General features: G+C 30.2%; 20 protein-coding genes. All 20 read left to right on the top strand.

Features of this window, described 5'->3' with window-relative positions:
* Positions 1-10: 10 nt before the first annotated feature.
* The 20 genes from ELQ07_RS01715 to ELQ07_RS01620 all read left to right on the top strand — a co-directional run bounded on the left by ELQ07_RS01715 (position 11) and on the right by ELQ07_RS01620 (position 20511).
* A complete protein-coding gene (locus tag ELQ07_RS01715) occupies positions 11-1546 on the top strand; it encodes an ABC transporter substrate-binding protein (RefSeq protein ID WP_070316549.1) in 1536 nt (511 codons plus the stop codon).
* Positions 1546-2490 carry an ABC transporter permease gene (locus ELQ07_RS01710; RefSeq protein ID WP_096702717.1) on the top strand — a complete coding sequence of 315 codons (945 nt, stop codon included), beginning with the start codon at positions 1546-1548 and terminating at the stop codon, positions 2488-2490. Before ELQ07_RS01715 ends, ELQ07_RS01710 begins: the two co-directional genes overlap by 1 nt.
* Entirely contained in the window at positions 2477-3271 is a 795-nt protein-coding gene (locus ELQ07_RS01705) for an ABC transporter permease (RefSeq protein WP_079862115.1), read from the top strand. Before ELQ07_RS01710 ends, ELQ07_RS01705 begins: the two co-directional genes overlap by 14 nt.
* Entirely contained in the window at positions 3268-3978 is a 711-nt protein-coding gene (locus tag ELQ07_RS01700) for an ATP-binding cassette domain-containing protein (RefSeq protein WP_057042635.1), read from the top strand. The genes ELQ07_RS01705 and ELQ07_RS01700 overlap by 4 nt, the downstream gene beginning before the upstream one ends.
* Entirely contained in the window at positions 3971-4636 is a 666-nt protein-coding gene (locus ELQ07_RS01695) for an ATP-binding cassette domain-containing protein (RefSeq protein ID WP_134224644.1), read from the top strand. Before ELQ07_RS01700 ends, ELQ07_RS01695 begins: the two co-directional genes overlap by 8 nt.
* Before the next feature lie 112 nt (positions 4637-4748).
* Positions 4749-5138 carry an NAD(P)H-quinone oxidoreductase subunit 3 gene (locus ELQ07_RS01690; RefSeq protein ID WP_002824972.1) on the top strand — a complete coding sequence of 130 codons (390 nt, stop codon included), beginning with the start codon at positions 4749-4751 and terminating at the stop codon, positions 5136-5138.
* Positions 5120-5623: an NADH-quinone oxidoreductase subunit B gene (locus tag ELQ07_RS01685; RefSeq protein WP_002851253.1), complete on the top strand. Its 504-nt coding sequence runs from the start codon at positions 5120-5122 to the stop codon at positions 5621-5623. The genes ELQ07_RS01690 and ELQ07_RS01685 overlap by 19 nt, the downstream gene beginning before the upstream one ends.
* The gene (locus ELQ07_RS01680; RefSeq protein ID WP_134224643.1) at positions 5620-6414 is read left to right on the top strand and encodes an NADH-quinone oxidoreductase subunit C; all 795 of its coding nucleotides are present in this window, start codon (positions 5620-5622) and stop codon (positions 6412-6414) included. Before ELQ07_RS01685 ends, ELQ07_RS01680 begins: the two co-directional genes overlap by 4 nt.
* A 1-nt stretch (position 6415) precedes the next feature.
* Positions 6416-7642 carry an NADH dehydrogenase (quinone) subunit D gene (nuoD, locus tag ELQ07_RS01675; protein ID WP_002862216.1) on the top strand — a complete coding sequence of 409 codons (1227 nt, stop codon included), beginning with the start codon at positions 6416-6418 and terminating at the stop codon, positions 7640-7642.
* Complete coding sequence (locus ELQ07_RS01670; RefSeq protein ID WP_052834354.1) at positions 7639-7866, top strand: NADH-ubiquinone oxidoreductase subunit E family protein; 228 nt, start codon at positions 7639-7641, stop codon at positions 7864-7866. Before nuoD ends, ELQ07_RS01670 begins: the two co-directional genes overlap by 4 nt.
* On the top strand, positions 7863-8555 hold the full coding sequence (locus ELQ07_RS01665) for a hypothetical protein (protein ID WP_057042639.1): 693 nt from the start codon (positions 7863-7865) through the stop codon (positions 8553-8555). Before ELQ07_RS01670 ends, ELQ07_RS01665 begins: the two co-directional genes overlap by 4 nt.
* Positions 8552-11014, top strand: a complete 2463-nt coding sequence (locus ELQ07_RS01660) for an NADH-quinone oxidoreductase subunit G (protein WP_070300787.1) — start codon at positions 8552-8554, stop codon at positions 11012-11014. Before ELQ07_RS01665 ends, ELQ07_RS01660 begins: the two co-directional genes overlap by 4 nt.
* Positions 11007-12005 (top strand): NADH-quinone oxidoreductase subunit NuoH, encoded by a 999-nt coding sequence (gene nuoH, locus ELQ07_RS01655; RefSeq protein WP_002866861.1) that lies wholly within the window; start codon positions 11007-11009, stop codon positions 12003-12005. Before ELQ07_RS01660 ends, nuoH begins: the two co-directional genes overlap by 8 nt.
* A gap of 9 nt (positions 12006-12014) precedes the next feature.
* On the top strand, positions 12015-12656 hold the full coding sequence (gene nuoI / locus ELQ07_RS01650) for an NADH-quinone oxidoreductase subunit NuoI (protein ID WP_002873772.1): 642 nt from the start codon (positions 12015-12017) through the stop codon (positions 12654-12656).
* A complete protein-coding gene (locus ELQ07_RS01645; protein WP_002856161.1) occupies positions 12653-13171 on the top strand; it encodes an NADH-quinone oxidoreductase subunit J in 519 nt (172 codons plus the stop codon). Before nuoI ends, ELQ07_RS01645 begins: the two co-directional genes overlap by 4 nt.
* Entirely contained in the window at positions 13168-13464 is a 297-nt protein-coding gene (gene nuoK, locus ELQ07_RS01640; protein ID WP_002851490.1) for an NADH-quinone oxidoreductase subunit NuoK, read from the top strand. Before ELQ07_RS01645 ends, nuoK begins: the two co-directional genes overlap by 4 nt.
* A 1-nt stretch (position 13465) precedes the next feature.
* Entirely contained in the window at positions 13466-15256 is a 1791-nt protein-coding gene (gene nuoL / locus ELQ07_RS01635; protein WP_057034799.1) for an NADH-quinone oxidoreductase subunit L, read from the top strand.
* A gap of 1 nt (position 15257) precedes the next feature.
* Positions 15258-16745, top strand: coding sequence for an NADH-quinone oxidoreductase subunit M (locus tag ELQ07_RS01630; protein WP_057034800.1), 1488 nt, complete (start codon positions 15258-15260; stop codon positions 16743-16745).
* Complete coding sequence (locus tag ELQ07_RS01625; protein ID WP_070316543.1) at positions 16735-18123, top strand: NADH-quinone oxidoreductase subunit N; 1389 nt, start codon at positions 16735-16737, stop codon at positions 18121-18123. Before ELQ07_RS01630 ends, ELQ07_RS01625 begins: the two co-directional genes overlap by 11 nt.
* A gap of 21 nt (positions 18124-18144) precedes the next feature.
* Positions 18145-20511 (top strand): flagellar protein, encoded by a 2367-nt coding sequence (locus tag ELQ07_RS01620; RefSeq protein ID WP_134224642.1) that lies wholly within the window; start codon positions 18145-18147, stop codon positions 20509-20511.
* Positions 20512-20630 lie beyond the last annotated feature (119 nt).

The following is a 20630-nucleotide window of genomic DNA, read 5'->3' as shown; positions in this document are numbered from 1 at the left end:
AAGGTTTTTTATGTTGAGATTTTTAATTTTTGTATTGTTACTTTTTGTAAATTTAGAAGCAAAAATCCCAAAAGATACACTTATTGTAGCGGTTGAAAATGAAATCGCAAGGATAAATCCTGCTTATAGCGAGGATCACGATGCAGTGATTAATCTTGTATTTTCAGGGCTTACGCGTTTTGATGAAAATATGAGTTTAAAGCCTGATTTGGCTAAGTCTTGGGATGTTAGTAAAGATGGACTTGTTTATGATATTTTTTTAAGAGATGATGTTTTATGGCATGATGGAGTCAAATTTAGCGCTGATGATGTGAAATTTAGCATAGAAGCCTTTAAAAATCCTAAAAATAATTCTTCTGTTTATGTCAATTTTGAAGACATTAAAAGTGTGGAAATTTTAAATCCTTCTCATGTAAAAATCACACTTTTTAAACCTTATCCTGCATTTTTAGATGCTTTAAGTATAGGAATGCTTCCTAAACATTTGCTTGAAAATGAGAATTTAAACACAAGCTCTTTTAATCAAAATCCTATAGGTACAGGTCCTTATAAATTTGTAAAATGGAAAAAAGGTGAATATGTTGAATTTAAAGCTAATGAAGATTTTTATCTTGATAAGGTAAAAACTCCAAGACTTATTATAAAACACATTTTTGATCCTTCTATAGCTAGTGCCCAGCTTAAAAATGGCAAGATAGATGCAGCTTTAATCGATGTTTCTTTGCTAAATATTTTTAAAAATGATGAAAATTTTGAAATTTTACGCGAAAAATCAGCTGATTATCGAGCTTTAATGTTTAATTTTGATAATGAGTTTTTAAAAGATTTAAAAGTAAGACAAGCCTTAAATTACGCAGTTGATAAAGAAAGTATAGTAAAAAATCTTTTACATGATTATGCTTTTGTAGCCAATCACCCTTTAGAGCGTTCTTGGGCAAATTCTAAGAATTTTAAAATTTACAAATATGATCCTAAAAAAGCCGAGGACTTGCTTGTAAGTGCAGGTTTTAAGAAAAATAAAGATGGAAATTTTGAAAAAGATGGGAAAATTTTAGAATTTGAAATTTGGGCGATGAGCAATGATCCTTTAAGGGTAAGTTTAGCTGGAATTTTGCAAAGCGAATTTAGAAAAATAGGAGTTGTAAGCAAGGTGGTGGCTAAACCTGCTGGAAGTTTTGATTATTCTAAAGTAGATAGTTTTTTAATAGGCTGGGGAAGTCCTTTAGATCCTGATTTTCACACTTTTAGGGTATTTGAAAGTTCGCAAGATAGTGCTTTAAATGATGAGGGTTGGAATTTTGGACATTATCATGATAAAAAAGTGGATATAGCCTTGCAAAAAGCAAGAAATACTTCAAATTTAGAAGAGAGAAAAAAATATTATAAAGATTTTATAGATGCTTTATATGAAAATCCTCCTTTTATTTTTTTAGCCTATCTTGATTTTGCTTTGGTTTATAATAAAGATTTAAAAGGTATCAAAACAAGGACTTTAGGTCATCACGGAGTGGGTTTTACTTGGAATGTTTATGAGTGGAGTAAATAGTGCTAAAACGCTTAGTTTTTAGTATTTTCATAGCATTTTTTAGCACTTTTTTATGTTTTGTTTTACTCCATTTTAGCAAAGGTAGTATAGCTTATGCTAATGGAGTTAATTCACAAAGTAAAGAATTTATTCAAAGAATAGAACAAAATTTAGGGCTTGATAAGCCTTTGTTAGAGCAGTATAAAATTTGGCTTTTTAGGGCTTTAAAAGGAGATTTAGGAGTTTCTTTTTTAAGTGGAGAAAGTGTTTTAAAGCTTATAAAAGAAAGAATTTTTAATACTTTTATTTTGGGTTTTGGTGCCTTAATGCTTTTATTTTTACTCAGCGTTTTTTTGGCACTTTTGGGATATTATTATAAAGAAAGTTTTATAGATAAAATCATCACTTTTTTAGCTTTTAATTTTTTTGCTTTACCTCCTTTTGTTTTGGCTTTATTGTTTGTTTTGATTTTTGGAATTTTTTGGAAAATTTTGCCTGTTATGGGAAGTAGTGATATAGGCTTTGAAGATGATTTTTTAAATCGTTTAGAGCATTTGATTTTGCCTGTTTTGGTGCTCGTTTTATCACATTTGGCGTTATTTTTAAGGATTGCTAGAAATTTTATCAATGAAAGTTTTTCTCAAATTTTTATTCAAAATTTATACGCTAGGGCTTTGAGGGAGAAAGATATTTATTTTTTAGTTTTGAAATATTCTTTAAGCCCTATTGTGGCTTATTTTGGGGGAAGTGCTTTAAGTTTTATGATGGGAACTTATGTGGTAGAAAGTGTCTTTGCTTACGAGGGACTTGGGTCTTTACTTTTTAAAAGTATTATTTTTAAAGATTATCCTGTTGTACTTGCGCTTATATTTTTTAGTGTTTTACTTGCAGCATTTTTTACATTTTTAAGTGATATTGTAGCTAGGATTTTAAATCCTAGATTAAGAAGGCTTGATTTTGTTTAAATTTCTTATCATTCTTGCGCCTTTAATTTTTTTGTTTTTATGCGCCTTGTTTGCACCTTTTTTGGCTCCTTTTGATATTTTAAGTACTCATTTAGAAAATTTGCATCAAGCTCCTAATTTTACTTATATTTTAGGGACTGATTTTTTAAGCAGGGATTTGTTTTCTCGTTTGCTTTTTGCTTTGAGAAATTCTTTGCTTATAGGTGTTGGTGGATCTTTATTGTCTATTATCTTTGCTTTGTGTTATTTGTTTTTAGCGCGATGTTTTTTTTATGTTTTTTGGATGCGTATTTTAGAGTTTTTTTTAGCCTTGCCTGCTTTTTTACTTATGATGTTTTTTCAAAGTATGATAACTTCTGATGTGTTTTTGATGATTTTTTTAATCGCTTTAATTCATTGGTGTTTCATAGCAAGAATTATAGAAAGTGAATTAAAAAGACTTGAAAATTTAGATTTTTACAAAGCAAATATAGTGCTTGGAAGAACTAAATTTAGAGCTTTTTTTAAAGATTTAATACCTGCTTTAAAAACACTGATTTTTACACTTTTTATATTTAATATCGTTCATGCTATAGCCACAGAAGCTACTTTGAGTTTTTTTGGACTGGGTTTAGGATTTGAAATTCCAACTTTAGGTACTCTTTTGAGTGAGTCTTCAAAAGCAGTTTTTATGGGTGCTTGGTGGATGATACTTTTTCCACTTTTAAGCTTGCTTTTGTTGTTTTTACCTCTTTTATGGTTGGGTAATTTTTTACAAAAAATTTGGGGTATAAGATCTTGAAGGTAAGAAATTTAAATATCAGTTTGAAGAATAATTTATTGCTTAAGGATATTAATTTAGATATAAAAACAGGCAAAACTTTAATGATACTAGGACAAAGTGGAGTGGGCAAAAGTTTGTTAGGAAAAGCTTTGGTAAGACTTTTAGATTCTAATTTCACAATAAGTTTTGATGAATTAAGTTTTCATAATTCTTGTATTTTTAATTTTAACAAAGAAGAACTTAGAGATTTTCGTTCTAATGTAGCACTTGTTTTGCAAGATGCAGAGCTTAGTCTTTATCCTTATTTGGATATTGGAAATTTATGTCATCTTGTTTTAAAAACTCATACAAAATTAAAACAAAAAGAAAGAAAAGATTACGCTTTTTCTTATTTTCAAAAATTAGGATTTGAAAATCTTGATCGTTTGTGGCATTCTTATGCTAATGAATTAAGTTTGGGTATGGCAAGAAGGGTGAGCCTAGCTTTGGCATTATTAAATCAACCCCAAATTTTAATTTGTGATGAAATCACAGCTTCTTTGGATAAAGAAAACGCTTCTAAGATTATATCGATTTTAGAAGAATTAAAAAATAACACAGCCTTAGTTTGCATCACTCATGATTTAAATTTGGTAAATTCTTTAGCAGACGAAATTCTTATGCTAGAAAAAAATAGTTCAAATTTATATAGCTTAGATGAGTTTTTAAGGTATTATAATGCTTAAAGTTTGTAATTTAAGTAAGTTTTATGAGCTTAAAAAGCATTGGTATTTAAAAAAAGAAAGACATATTATTTTTGATAATATCAATTTTTCTTTAAATGAAAATGACAATTTAATAATTTTAGGTAAAAGTGGTGCAGGTAAAAGTACATTAGCTAGAATTCTTTGTTTTTTAGAAGATCCAAGTGAGGGTGAGGTATGGTATGAAAATCTTAACTTACACAAGCTTGATAAAAACAAACAAAGACTTTTAAGAAACCAAATTCAATATTGCTTTCAAGATCAAAAAATGGCTTTAAACCCTTATAAAAAAATCAAAAATCTCATACAAGATGGTTTGGAAAATTTTAATTTACAAAAGAATGGTGACTTGATTTTAGAATTTTTTGATTTTTTTAGTCTAAAAAAACAAATTTTAGAACAAAAACCCTATGAGTTAAGCGGAGGAGAAGCCACGCGTGTAGGTCTTATCCGTGCTTTGGTTTTAAATCCTAAATTGTTGATTTTAGATGAAATTACTTCAGCGCTTGATATTAAAACTTCTAAAGAAATTTTAACTTTTTTATATGACTATCAGCAAAAAAATAATATTTCTTATATATTTATAACCCATCAAAGTGATCTTTTTTATAAATTTAATCATAAAAAATTAAAACTTTAAAAAATATTTTTTAATATAAGTTTCAATATAGAAAGTTTAGAGTAAAATAAAGAAAAGTGTAAATTTAATTTTTGTTGTGGAGTGATTAAAGTGCTTTAAAAAAGGAGAATAAATGTCTCATATAGATGCTTCGCATCCTTATTTTGGTATTTTTTTAATGCTAGTACTTGCTAGTGTTATTTTTTTTGGACTGGTTTTTTTAGCTTCAAAAATCGGTAATAATTTTGCCGCAAAAAATCGCAAAAAATTAGGACTTGGAATTTATGAATGCGGTCCTATTCCTGTTAAACAAGCTAACAAGATTAACTCTCAATTTTTCATCATCGCCTTAATCTTCATACTTTTGGATATAGAAGTTGTGTTTTTATTTCCTTGGGCTTTGATTTTTAAAGATTTAGGTTGGTTTGGACTTTTAGAAGTTTTTGTTTTTATCGTACTTTTAGGAGTTGGATTTTTATATGCTTATAAAAAAGGAGCGTTTGCATGGCAGAGCATCAAGTAAATTATGCAAGTGGTTTGCCCGTAGTTTTAACTAGCGTTGATAAACTAGTTCAATGGGGTAGGAGTAATTCTTTATGGGCTTTATCTTATGGACTTGCCTGTTGTGCGATTGAGATGATGGCGGCTGGGGGTTCAAGATATGATTTTGATAGATTTGGAACGATTTTTAGAGCTTCACCACGCCATAGTGAAGTGATGATTATCGCAGGAACTTTATGTAAAAAGCACGCTGAATTTACAAGAAGACTTTATGATCAAATGCCTGATCCTAAATGGGTGATTTCTATGGGAAGTTGTGCTAATACAGGCGGTATGTTTAATACTTATTCTACTGTTCAAGGAGTGGATAGAATCATACCTGTAGATATTTATGTGCCAGGCTGTGCTCCACGCCCAGAAAGTTTTCAGTTTGCTTTGATGATTTTGCAAAAAAAGATTCGCAAAGAAAAAGCAAGTCGCAAGATCGCACCTAAAAGGTTGATATGATGAGAAAGTATAGCGATAAAAAAAATGCTCAAACTCAAAATTACTACAAAGATAGATTTTATCACGCACCACACACTGTAAAATCTGATGTTAATGAAAGTGTTTTTAAAGATGATTTTGAAGTTTTAAAAACTCAAGTAGAAATTTTAAATTCCTTTGTAGAGCTTGATTTTTGGGTAATAGAAATCAAAAAAGAAGACAACGTTAAAACCTTGCAAATGCTTAAAACTTTAGGTTATTTAAGTTTTACAGAAGCAAGTGCTATTGATTTTATAGCAGATAAAAATGGTTTTGAAGTGTTTTATCAGCTTTTAAATTTAGAAAAAAAATTAAGAGTGAGAATAAAAACTTTTGTAGGCGTAAAAGAGCGTTTGCAAAGCGTGGCTTATGTTTTTAAAGGAGCAAATTGGAGTGAGAGAGAAATTTATGATATGTTTGGAATTTTCATCATAAATCATCCCAATTTAAAACGCATTTTAATGCCTGATGATTGGTTTGGACATCCGCTTTTAAAAACTTATCCTTTAAAGGGCGATGAGTTTGCAAGATGGTATGAGATTGATAAAATTTTTGGCAAAGAATACCGCGAAGTAGTGGGCGAAGAACAAAGAGATTCTGGTTTTGTTGATGATAAAGATACGCTAAATTTTGCAAGACTTTATCATGAAGTGCCAAAAGGTGGTCAAAAGAAGGAAATTTCCTTTAAACAAGAATATCAAGAAGATGAAGGCGTGGCTTTTGTAAAAAAAGTAAAACGCGATGAAGCAAAAATTTTAGAGAAAAGGCGTTAAAATGCAAATTCCTAGCAAGTTAAAACCTTATTATGAAAATATAGCTTTTGAGCAAGAAGACTCAAAAATGATTATCAATTTAGGCCCTCAACACCCTTCAGCACATGGAAATTTACGTCTTATTTTAGAACTTGATGGAGAGCAAGTTGTAAAAGCGCGTCCTTGTATAGGTTATATGCATCGTGGTATGGAAAAAATGGCTGAAAATATGATTTATCAAGAATTTATTCCTACTACTGATAGAATGGACTATATCGCTGCTTCAGCAAATAATTATGCTTATTGTGCGGCGGTCGAAAAACTTTGTGGTTTAGAAATTCCACGTCGTGCAGCAGTCATACGCATGATACTTTTAGAATTAAACCGTATCGCATCACATTTGCTTTGGCTTGCCACTCATGCACTTGATATTGGTGCGATGAGTGTGTTTTTATACTGCTTTAGAGAACGAGAATATGTTTTGGATTTGATAGAAAAGTATTGCGGTGCAAGACTTACGCATTCTTCTATGAGAATAGGCGGGGTTATGCTTGATTTACCTGAGAATTATTTAGAAGAAATGCTTGCATTTTGCGATAAATTTCCAAATGATTTAAAAGATTATGAAGATCTTTTAGATGATAATAGAATTTGGCGTTTAAGAACTGAAAATGTAGGTGTGGTTACTAAAGAACAAGCCTTAAATTGGGGTTGTACGGGTGTGATGTTAAGGGGAAGCGGTATAAAATACGATATACGCAAAGAAGAGCCTTATTTGCTTTATAATGAAGTTGAATTTGGTGTGCCTTATGCTACACAAGGGGATTCTTATGCAAGATATAAAGTTTATATGCAAGAATTTCGTGAAAGTTTGAAAATCCTTAGACAATGTGCCACGCTTTATAAAGATACTCCGCCTGAAATTTTAGCTACGCATCCTGAGTATGTAAGTGCTTCAAAGGAACAAATTTTAACGCAGAATTATTCTTTAATGCAGCATTTTGTTTTAATCACTCAAGGCTTAAAACCTCCTAAAGGCGAAGTTTATGTGCCTACTGAAAGTCCAAAAGGTGAGCTTGGCTTTTTTATCCATAGTGATGGCACAGGAAGACCTTATCGTTTAAAGGCTAGAACACCTAGTTATTGGCATTGTGCGTTTTTTGAAGAAATGCTTGTAGGTACTTATTTAGCTGATGTTGTAGCCATTATGGGTAATGTAAATATAGTTTTAGGTGAGATAGATCGATGAGAAGAGTAGATTTAAGAAAAAGCAAAGAACTTTTTGAAGATTTAGCACAAATCATAAAAGAAGCAAAACAAGGCGAGGTTTTAGTGGTGCTTTTTGAAATCGGCGATTTTTCTCCTGTTGAAAAAAGTTTTTCTTTTATAAAAGAACAAGGCTGTGAGCTTTTAAATTCTTTGAAATTTAATCAAGTAGATTGGACTATTGTTATAAAAAAGGAGAGAGTATGATTTATGATAATGCTCTTTGTTTTTTAGATATGCTAAGCCTTAAAAACAAAAATTTATGTGAAAAAATAGGTGTAAATAGCATTAATATTTCTTGTTTGGAAGATAAAAATTTAAAAGCTAAATTTTATAAATGTGAAATTGCAAGTTTGAGTTTTGTTTTGGCTTTGCTTTGTAAATTAAGCGATGAAGGACAATTTAGCGATTTAGATGAGGGATATTTAAGTGCTGAATCTTGTTTTGGAGAGGAAGAAGCAGGTGAAGTGCTTGCTTTTTTAAAAGAGGCTAAGTATTTAATTATAGATAAAAATATCCATTCTTACAAAGATAGCGAAAATATCAAATATTTTTTGAATTTCTTAAGCGTAAAATATGAATTAAAGATTTTAGATAGCGATGAAGAAGAATGCGATTTTAAAAAGGCCAAATTAAACACCCTAAAAGAATTAGATAATTATGACGGTTTAGTGCTTTTTAGAGTAAATTTACAAGATAAAAATTTACATTGTTCAAAGCAATTTTTACAAATTGCAAAATGCAAAGATCAAAGTGAAGTTGAAATTTTGGCTAAAGATTTTAGTCTTAAAGCCAAGCTTTGTTTAGATGAAAATTTACAAGGCACCATAGCTTTTTTAAATTATGAAAACAATGGTTTTGATTTTATTCCAATTCGCATAAAGGAAGCAAAATGACAGTTAAGATTAATGGTATAGATTGCGCCTTTGAAGAAGGCGAATATATTTTAAATATAGCAAGAAGAAATGATATTTTTATTCCAGCGATTTGCTATCTTTCAGGCTGTAGTCCTACTTTGGCTTGTCGTATGTGTATGGTTGAAGCTGATGGTAAAAAGGTATATTCTTGTAATACTAAAGCAAAAGAGGGTATGGTTGTAGAAAGTGATTTACAAAATCTTTGGGATGAAAGAAATGAGATCATGCAAGCTTATTGTATCAATCATCCTTTAGAATGTGGAGTTTGCGATAAATCAGGCGAGTGTGAATTGCAAAATTTCACTCATAAAAGCCGTGTAAATGTTCAAAAGCATTGGATTAAAGACACACATAAACCACATAAACATTGGGGAATGATTAATTACGATCCCGCACTTTGCATAGTATGTGAGCGTTGCATTACAGTTTGTAAGGATAAAATCGGAGAAAGTGCTTTAAAGACTGTTCCTCGTGGCGGAGATAGTGTGGATAATAGCTTTAAAGAGAGCATGGGAAAAGATGCTTATGCGATTTGGACTAAATTTCAAAAAAGTTTGATAGGCCCTGCAAATGGTGATACGCTTGATTGTTCATTTTGTGGAGAATGTACAAGTGTGTGTCCAACAGGAGCTTTGATAGGTTCGAAATTTCAATACACTTCAAATATTTGGGAACTTAAAAAAATCCCTGCTTCAAATCCGCATTCAAGCGATTGTGAGTTGATGTATTATGATATTAAGCAAAGCGGCATTAGTAATCAAAAAGAAAAAATTTATCGTGTGAGTAATGATTTTGCCTTTGCGAGTTTAAATAAGGCTGCAAGATTTGCTTTTGATACGCAAAATGAGGCGGATAAAGATGAAAAAGCCTTTGAAGAACTTGTGAAACTTTTTGAGAAAAATGAAATTAAAAACATTAAATTTAATAGTTTTATTACCAATGAAGAAGCTTTGATTTTACAAAATTTAAAAAAGAAATTTAATCTTTCTTTGATCAATGAAGAAGCTTTGAAATTTAAAGAATTTTTACAAGAATTTATCGCTAATTCTGGCGAGTTTTATAGTGCTAATACTCAAGATATAACAAAAAGTGATTTTTTGGTTGTGGCTGGAACGCTTTTAAGATATGATGCTCCAACGCTTAGCTATAAAATCAATAATGCCTTAGTGATGAATAAAGGCTCAGGGCTTTATTTTCATCCTATGGAAGATGTGGGTATAGCAAAATATTCCAAAAATTTTATCTCACACATTCATAAAAGTGGCGATGAAGAGCAAATTTTATATTTTTTACTTCAAAAATTTAGTCAAGATGAAGGTATTAAAACTCATTTAGCAGAGTTTTTTGTTAGTGAAAATAAAGAAATAGAAGAAAGTATCAACGAAGAAGTTGTAGAACAAGTTATAGAAAAAGATGAAGAAGGCAATGAAATCCAAAAAGAAGTAAAAAAAGTCATACCTAAAAAAGTGAAAAAAATCATAGAAGTGCAACGTTCTGTTTTTGCTAAAAATTTAGGTATAGATGAAGATAAATTAGAAGATTTATTGCTTAAAAAAGCAAATTTTACTCTTGTTATAGGGAGTGATTTTTATTTTCATAAAAATGCGAAAAAACTTGCTAAATTACTTGCTTTGATTCAAAATACTACTCCTTTTAAAGTCTTTTTAAATCCTACGCATACTAATACCTTAGGTGTGGCTATGATTTGTGATTTGGATAAAAATACACAAGAAGGCAAGACTTTAGGCTACAATGAAAAAGGTGATTTTAGTTTTTCTTATGAAGAGCATGCAAATTTAGCTAGTGCGAGTTTAAATCAGCAAGAAGGAACTTTTTTAAATTATGATAAAAGAGTGGTGCCAACTAACGCTGCTTTAGAATTTAAGGGATATTTTTTAAATGATTTGGCTAATGCTTTAGGTTTTGATGAGGAATATACTATAAATTATACTAAGAGACTCCCTATAAATAAAGGTTTTTCTCCGATTGATTTTGATCATTTAGATAATTTTTATACCAATGCAGGTGATTGTAAAAGGGGATATGAGCTTAATTTAGAATGTTTTAAACAAGTTGCTAAAAAAGAATTCATCTCTCCAAATTTTGAAAATTTAAACCCAAAAGAAGATGAAATTTTGCTTTATAGTGCTAATCCTAGCTATCAATTTGGTAGATTTTCAAATCGTGCTAGTGCGATTAATGAGGTGATTTTTTTAGGTGTAAGTGAAAATTTAGCTAAAGAGAAAAATTTAAAAGATAAAGATCTTGTAAAACTTAAAATAAAAGATAAAGAATTAAGCCTTAGCGTGCGTGTGGATAAGGATATAAAAAATGGAGCTTTCTTGCCGTATTTCGATGAAAAACTTGATACGCTAAGCTTTTTTGATGAAAGATTTGTTGTGGCGAATTTAGAAAAATTAGGAGCAAACCATGAGTGATTTTGCTTTTTTTGCTTTAGAGGCTTTAATTAAATGTATTATTATCATTGCAATATTTGCGAGTTTAGCAGGTCTTGCAACTTATGCTGAAAGAAAGGTTTTAGCTTATTTTCAAAGACGTATAGGGCCTGATATGGTAGGGCCTTTTGGGCTTATTCAACTTGTAGCTGATATGATAAAACTTTTTACTAAAGAAGATATAATCCCTTCAAATTCGCAAAAATTTATTTTTGCTATAGCACCTTTAATTTCTGCTATTTGTGCTTTTGTTTCTTTAGCAGCTATTCCTATGCTACCTGAATTTACTTTATTTGGAAGGGTGATTCAGCCTATAGTGGCAGATATTAATGTAGCTTTGCTTTTTGTCATTGGTACTTCAGGACTTTGCTTTTATGCGGTGTTTTTGGGTGGACTTGCAAGTAATAATAAATGGTCGATTTTAGGGGCTGCAAGAGGGCTTGTAGCAATTATTTCCTATGAAAGCGTAGGAGCTTTAGCTTTGATTGCTATTGTAATGCTTGTAGGTTCTTTTTCTTTGGTGGATATTAACAATTATCAAAGCGATGGATTTTTTTCTTGGCTTATTTTTAAACAGCCCTTGGCTTTTGTGCTTTTTATAATTGCTTTATTTATAGAGACTAATAGAACTCCGCTTTGTTTGACGGAAAATGATGCTGAAATTGTAGCGGGTTATGGAACGGAGTATTCGGGTTTAAGATGGGGTATGTTTTTCATAGGTGAATATGCTTCTATGATAGCTGGAGCTATTTTGGTAACTCTTTTGTTTTTAGGGGGTTTTAATAGCTTTTGGATTATTCCTGGTTGGATTATGATGATAGTAAAATCAAGTTTTATTTTCTTTTGGTATTTTTGGGCAAGAGCTGCTTTTCCGCAATTGCGTCCAGATCAAGTGATGAAAATGTGCTATTTAATCTTAATCCCTTTAGCGGTTTTAAACCTTTTAATCACTGCTTTGGCAGTTCTTTTATAGGAGTTTGATATGAAAAATTATTATTTAGTAGATGAGAAAAGAAAAACTCCTGTTAGTACTTGGGAAAAAATTTCACAAGCTTTGCGTAGAAGCGTTAAACTAGAGCTTTTTGTAGGACTTTTTGTGATGATGAGAGAATTACTTAAGAGAAATAATAGCGCTACGATTAAATATCCTTTTGAAAAGGTAAAGCTTGATAATCGTTACCGTGCTGTTCATCGTTTGATGCGTTTTATAGAAAGCGAAAATGAAAGATGTATAGGTTGTGGGCTTTGCGAAAAAATTTGCATTAGTAATTGTATCAGAATGGAAACTTCTTTAGATGAAAATGGGCGTAAAAAAGTAGGAAATTATAGTATTAATTTAGGGCGTTGTATTTATTGTGGTTTTTGTGCTGAGGTTTGTCCTGAACTTGCTATAGTACATGGCACAGAGTATGAAAATGCGGCCGAGCAAAGGTCTTATTTTGGTTACAAGCAAGATTTTTTAACTCCTATTGATAAGCTTAAAAATCAAGTTGAATTTGAAGGAGCAGGAAGCCTTAGAAAAGATGCTGATTTACTGGTGGTAAAAACACCAAATTATTACGATGTGATGATTGAAAGAGCCTTAGAAAATCAAAATACACAAGAGCAAGGAGAAAATAAATGATAGAAAATTTGGCTTTTGTATTTTTTAGTGTAGTGGTTTTAGGCTTTTTTGGCATTGCGGTTTTAAGTAAAAATATGCTTTATTCTCTTTCGGCTTTAGCGGGCGGAATGGTGTTTTTATCGGGATTTTATTTTTTACTTGATGCAGAGTTTTTAGGTGTGATACAAATTATTGTTTATAGTGGAGCTGTGCTTGGACTTTATAGTTTTGCGATGATGTTTTTTGATGCTTCTAAAGAATTTAAAGAACAACTTAAAGCTAAAAAAAGTTTTTTTACTTTGGTGGTTTTAAGTGCAATTTTACTTTTGGCCATGCTTATAGGTTTTAAATACCAAAATATCAGCACGGATTTACCTTTAAATGATCCTGCTTTGTTTGATTTCAATAAACAACTGGCTTTAGCGATTTTTTCAAAATATCTTTTAGCTTTTGAGTTTATAGCTATTTTGCTTTTGATCGCTTTAGTTTGTGCTATCACTCTTACTCATAAAGAGCTTACAAAGGAAAAACAATGATAGAAAAGTATTTTTTCGTTGCTATTTTAATGTTTGTCATAGGGCTTGTAGGGATTTTAAAAAGACAAAATCTCATTATGCTTTTTATTTCGAGTGAAATTTTATTAAATAGTGCTAATTTAGCCTTAGTAGCAGCTTCTAAAATGCACAATGATTTAAATGGACAGGTTTTTGCGCTTTTTATCATGGGTGTAGCCGCTTGTGAAGTAGCTGTTGGCGTAGCTTTGTGTGTGCTTTGGTATAGAAGAAAAGGCACTTTGGAATTAAAAAGCTTAAAAGAAGTGGAGGCTTAGTATGCAAAATTTAGCTTTGATTTCTCTTTTTAGTCCTTTTGTAGCTTTTTTGTTTGCAAGCTGTTTTGCTTTGAGTGAGAAAAAACAATTTGTAGGGATAATTTGTTCACTTTTAGTAGCTTTAAGTGCTTTTTGTTCTTTGTATTTGCTTTTTTGCAATGAAGCTTTTAATGTGAGTTTGTTTGAATGGTTTGCTGGAGTAAATTTTGGCTTTGATATAGATGCCATTTCGCTTACTATGATGAGTGTTGTAGGTATTGTAGCTACTTGTGTGCATTTTTATAGTATTTTTTATATGGCTCATGATGAAGGTTTTAATAAATTTTTTGCTTATTTGGGGCTTTTTGTCTTTTCTATGCTTTTTTTAGTCATGAGTGATAATTTTTTAGGACTTTTTGTAGGTTGGGAAGGTGTTGGGCTTTGCTCTTGGTTGCTCATAGGTTTTTGGTATAAAAATGATACTTATTCTTTTGCGGCTAATGAAGCTTTTATTATGAATCGTATTGCGGATTTGGGTATGCTTTTGGGAATTTTTTGGCTTTATTTACAAGCAGGAACTTTAAAATATGATGAAGTTTTTTCCATGGCACAAAGCCTAGATCACAACGCTTTGATCTTAATCGCAACTTGTTTATTTATAGGGGCTATGGGAAAATCTGCACAATTTCCTTTTCACACTTGGCTTGCTGATGCTATGGCAGGGCCAACTCCTGTTTCTGCATTAATCCATGCAGCAACCATGGTAACAGCGGGGGTTTATTTGGTAATTCGTGCGAGCACGCTTTATGATTTAGTTCCTGAGGTTTCTTATATTATTGCCTTACTTGGAGCTTTTGTAGCGATTTTTGCAGCCTCTATGGCTTTGGTGGCTAGGGATTTAAAACGCATTATTGCTTATTCTACCTTATCGCAACTTGGATATATGTTTGTGGCTGCAGGACTTGGGGCTTATGGTATAGCTTTATTTCACTTAGCTACACATGCTTTTTTTAAATCTTTACTTTTTTTAGGTGCTGGAAATGTAATGCATGCTATGAATGATAAATTAGACATTAAAAAAATGGGTGGACTTTTTAAACCTTTAAAATTTACAGCTATTTTGATGTGTATAGGATCTTTAGCTTTAGCAGGAATTTATCCTTTTGCAGGATTTTTCTCTAAAGATTTGATTTTAGGATATTCTTTTATTTCTTTTCACCATGGTATTTTTTTAGTGCTCTTAATCGCAGCTTTTTTAACAGCATTTTATAGCTTTAGACTTTTAATGTTGGTATTTTTTACCCCTGTAAGACACAATGAACATCCACATGAAGCAAGCAAAATCGCACTTTTGGCTATGAGTCCTTTGATGGTTTTAGCTATTATTGCAGGATTTTTTGAACATAGTTTTTTTGAATATTTAAGCACAAAATTAGTTTTTATTGATGCACAAAATCAAATTGTAATGATTTGTGCGAGTGTAGCAGCTATTTTGGGTGTAATTTTGGCTATTTTTGCTTATAAAAATTCTTGGTTTAAAGAAAGTATTGAAGAAAATAAAATTCACAAACTTTTAAGTAATGATTATTTTATTCCTCAATTCTATCATCAATTTATCGTTTCAAAATATGAAAGTTTATGTGCGATTTTAAAGCATTGTGATCTTTATATTTTTGATAGAATAGTTGAAAAAATTGCTTTGTATTCTCAAAATATTTCACAAAAAATGATTATGCCAAATAGCTTAAACTTAATGCTTAGATTTTTGGTGGCAGCTTTTGTGATTTTGTTGATTTTGGTATGGATGGTGTAAAATGCTAAATTATTTGATATTTTTTCCTTTAATTTCTGCTTTTGTGGTTTTGCTTTTAAATCGTGGGGGTGTTAAGGTTTTTAGCGTTGTTGTAAGTTTTATGATTTTGGCTTTAAATTTGGATATTTTTGCGGATTTTTTACAAGGGGTAAGCTTTGATTATAATCTCTCTTTTAAAATTTTGAAATTTTTTAGCTTTCACGTAGGAGTAGACAGTATCGCACTTATATTGATGCTTTTAAGTTCTTTGATGATATTTTTAAGCTTTTTATTTTTAAAGCTGGAACAAAAAGCACTTGTATCTTGTATATTCTTTTTAGAATTTGCTATTATGGGACTTTTTAGTGCAAAAGATGGTTTGTTATTTTATGTTTTTTGGGAATTTTCTCTTTTGCCTTTGCTTTATATTATGGGAGTTTATGGTAAAGATTTTAGAGCAGGGGTGAAATTTTTTATCTATGCTTTTGCGGGTTCAATTTTAATGCTTGTGGCATTGATTTATCAAGCTTATTTAAATTATCAACTTTTAAACATCTTCACTTTTGACTTAGAAATTTGGAAAAATAATGCCTCGGCGGTAAATTTTATAGAGCAACTTTTACTTTTTGGAGCATTTTTTATCGCTTTTGCTATCAAAGCTCCTTTATTTCCACTTCATACTTGGGCACCTAAGGTTTATGCAAATTCGCCTGTTCTTGTTTCTGTAATGCTTGTAGTTTTTAAAATGGCTCCTTTTGGATTTTTGCTTTTTTGTTTACCGCTTTTTCCAGATGCGAGTGTGTATTTTATGCCTTTAATTGTAGCTTTATGTATAGTGAGTATCGTTTATAATGCTTTAATTGCTTATAGGGCAGAAAATATTAAAGAATTGATCGCTTATAGTTCTATTTCACATCTTGGTGTGATGATTTTGGGAATTTTTTCTTTAAATGCTTTGGGTATTAGCGGTGCGGTTTTTTATATGTTTGCACATGGTATTGTAACGGGAGCTTTATTTTTAATGGTTGAACTTTTATATCAAAGATATCATACTTATGATATTTCTTTTTATCATTCTTTGGCTAAAAAAGCACCTTTATTTTCAATTTTCTTTATGTTAATTTTACTCGCAAGCGTTTCTTTGCCTTTAACTGTTTCTTTTGTGGGAGAGTTTTTAATTCTTTTAGGTATAGCAAAGATTAATTTGCTTTATGCTTTGTTGGCAGGTTTGGTGATTATTTTAGGAGCGATTTATATGTTCGCAGTATTTAGAAAAATATTTTTCATACAAAAACAAAGCTTTATAGAGAGTTTTTCTTTACGTTTTAGAGAAATAGTAGCTCTTGTGTGTATTGTAGTAATGATTTTTGGACTAGGGCTTATGCCAAATATACTTTTAAAGCCGATACAAAAAGATGTGGATAATCTTATAAAAACAATGAATATTAGAGCTGTTGAGCAAAATACTTTAGATTTTTTATCCAAAATAGGAGAGGCAAATGTTAAATAATTTTTTAAATTTAGAACTTTTAAATATAAGCTTATCTTATCCATTTTTATTTTTAATTATAACTGCAATAGTTCTTTTGCTTTGCTCTGGTTTTTGGAAATTTCATCGATCGTTTTATATCGGTATAAGTTCTTTATCTTTAATTGTAAGTGTTTTTTTGATTTTGAATAATGCAAATGCTCAAGGTTTAGAAGCAAAAGCTTTTTTGGCCACTTTAAATAATGATATTGTTTCATTTTATGCTTCTTTGGTGATTTTGTGTTTTTCATTTTTATATCTTTTTATGCAAAAAGAAGAAAATCAAGGTGAATTTTATGCTTTATTTTTATTTATGATTGCATCTTTGCTGTTGATGGTTTCAAGCTCAAATTTAGTACTTATTTTTATAGGACTTGAAAGTTCTTCTTTGGCACTTTATACTTTAATAGCAATGCGTGGAAGTGATAATGCTATTTCAAGTGCGATAAAATACTTTAGTGTAGCGGCTGTAGGAGCTGGGTTTTTTGTTATGGCTGTAGCTTTTATTTATTTAAAAACAGGAACTTTAGATTTATCTGCTAATTTAGCGTTAAAAAATGAGTTTCAAAAAGATCCCATGCTTTTGGGTGCTGGAGTGATGATTTTTGTTCTTTGTGCAATCAAGCTTTCTTTGGCGCCTTTTCATTTTTGGCTTAAAGATGTGTATTATGCAGCACATACAAATTTGGTTGCTTTTATTTCAGTTGTGCCAAAAGTTGCCATGTTGGTTGTGGTTATTCGTTTGTTTGATTTTTTAAATAATACAGGTTTTGAATATATCATAATAGTTCTAGCGATTTTTTCTATGTTTATAGGCGCTTTTGCGGCTCTAAGTCAAAACAATATCAAAAAAATGTTCGCTTATAGTTCTGTAGTACATTCTTCTTTGGTTTTGGTAGCTTGCATTCCTTTATTAAAAGAACAAAATTTTGATGGAATTTTGCTTGCTATTTTTGGATATTGGACTTTATTTGCTTTTGCAAATTATGCTGTATTTATGATTTTAAGCAATTATGAGAATAATTCTTATGAGAGTTTAAATGGGCTTTTGGTTAAAAAACCTTTAATTGCTTTTTGTTTGAGCATTAGTGTGCTTTCTTTAGCAGGTATCCCGCCTTTTGGAGTATTTTGGGGTAAATTTATGATTTTAAATACAGCAATTTTAAATGGATATTGGTATTTGGCGCTTTTTGTGGCTTTATCTTCTGTTATTATGCTTTATGCGTATTTAAAAATTTTAATTCATGCTTTATTTATGAGAAATGATAGGGTTCATAGTATTAAGTTTAGTTTTATACAAAATTTTATTTTAGCTTTTTGTGTTTGTGTAAGCACTTTTGCTATATTGTTAATGTTATAAGAGTTTTGCTATAATTATTTTATGAGAATATTATTTTTAATTTTATTAAGTTTTTTAAATGCTTTTGCTTTTGAGCTTGTTTTAAACACGGGTCGTGAAAATAATCAAGCTTTTGCAGTTTTACATGCGAGTAATGATTTAGAATTTACATGTCAAAAATTTATTACCGAAGCAAAAGTTCATTTTGAATGTGATATTGCAGGTATGGTTGATAATAAATTAAAAGATCAGAGTTTTTCTGCTTTTGATTTAAAATTTATACAAGAAGCTCAAAAAATTAAAATGATCATTTTGCCAAAAATACAAGCAAGAATGTTTGACACTTCTCAAAATATTTATATAGATAAAGAACTTAGTTCATCAAGTTCGTATAAAAGCAAAGCTTTTACTTTTATTTTTACACCAGAACTAGCACGCGTTAAAGACTATGATGGACTTGATTTTAATATCAATTTTCCACATGAGAGCTTGCCTTATGTTGGAGCTTTGGATTTAAATTCTGATCCTGTTGTCATCCCTCAAAGTGCAGATATCAATACTTATTTACGCATTAAAAAAGAATATGATAAGGCTAATTACAATCAAGTGGTGATTGATGCACAAAATGCTATCAATAGATATCGTGGCAGTATTTTTACTAGTGAATTTATACTATATAAATTAAGAGCTCAAAATAAACTTTACACCCAAGATCCAAGTATGCGTGATCAACAAATTTTAGAAAAGATGATTGATGATGCTAAAAATTGGACGCGTACTTTTACAAGTGATAAAAATTTTTCAGAAGTTTTACATATAATGTTAAGAACTTATATCGCTTTAGCTCAGCGTGCTGATGTAGAGTATACAATGTCGATTTTGGATAATGAACAACCCAATAATTATTTTACTCAGTTATCTAGGCTTGATTATGCAGACTATATTTATAATTTAAATGAAAAAGAAAAAGCTGTAAATATTTATGAAAATACTTATTTTAATACAAAAAATTTAGATTTAGCTGCAAGAGCAGCTATGAGTTTGGCAAAGAATTTGCTTTCAAATGAGCAGGTAAATAAAGCTATAGAATATATTAATACCATTTTAAAAGCCAATCCTGAATATTTTGGAAAAGATATTCCAAGATCTTTAGAGCTTGCTAAATTATTTAATCAAAAAGGACAATTTGATATAAGTGCAAGTATTTATGAAGATGCCTTTGCTAAAATGTCAAAACTTGATCCGAGTTATGAAGAAACTTTAAAAGACTTAGCCTTGGTTTTATCGCATACTAACAGACCTAGTGATGCTAAAAAATACCTTGATTTATATATGGATGATTATTTAGATGGTAAGTATTTAGATGAAATTAAAAAAGCAAGTGACGAGGTATTTTTTGCTTTAGGCGATAATAATGCAAGTTTTTTGCATCAACGTTATACAGATTTAATGAAGCAATATGCAAATAAAGATGAGAATATTGCAAATAAAGCTTTAGATGAAGATGTTGCACTTTATTATAAAGAGGGAAATTTTAGTGCGATTTTAGCTTATAAAGATCTTATAGAAAGTAAAAAAATTCCAAATGCCACTCAATTTTTAGAGAAAGCAGCCATTAATGATTTAAAAAATGCGATAAAAGCTGATAATTGTATCAATGCTGCAAATATTTTTATGCGTTTTAGTGCTTATGATATAGGTCAGAAAATTGAGAATAAAAAACAAATGTTAGCTTGTCTTATTAGAACTTCTAATGTTGAACAAGCGCTTGATTATATAGATAAAAATTATAATGAAGATTCTATATTTTATGGTCTTCAAAAAGCATCTATTCTTTTTGACAATAAACAATATCCTCAGGTTATCAAAATTTCTAAAGATATAGCTAATTCTAGAATTTTAAAAAGCGACGATGAGAATTTTAAGGCTTATTATTTACAATTTTTATCTTTATTGCGTTTAAATGACTACAATCAAGCCATTAAAATTTTGCAAATTTTAGAAAGTTTTCCAATGAATTTTAGTATAGTAGAAGCCTATGATGCTTTACTTTCTTATGCTAATGATCATAATATGCAAACAACCATTTTAACTTACGCACCTAAGGCTATTGACTATCAAAATTTTAAAGGTATAAATCTTTTTAGTCCTAATTTAGAATTTATGTATCTTGATACTTTGGCTAAAATCAATAAAAATGAAGAAAGTTTAGCTGTTTTAACAGATTTGCTTAAATTAAAACTTTCAGATGAAGATAGAGCAAGAGCTTTATATATCCAAGCTTTAACTTATGAAAGAATGCAAAATATACAAGCTGAAAAAGAAAGTTTAAAACAATGTCTTGAAATCAAAGGTGTTTCAAATTGGCAGAATTTATGCAAGAGTAAAAATCAAATTTTAAATCAATAAGTAAATTTAGAGATAACTAGCTTTTTAGCTAGTTATCTAAGGTTAAAACCTCTTCTTCTTAACATCTTCTAAGATATTATTAGCTATATCACTTACTGTACTAGAAATAATAGCTGATT

Origin of the sequence: Campylobacter sp. US55 (assembly GCF_004378955.1) — a bacterium.
In the GTDB taxonomy this organism is placed as follows: domain Bacteria; phylum Campylobacterota; class Campylobacteria; order Campylobacterales; family Campylobacteraceae; genus Campylobacter_D; species Campylobacter_D jejuni.
This window is presented reverse-complemented; position numbering and strand designations above follow the sequence as displayed.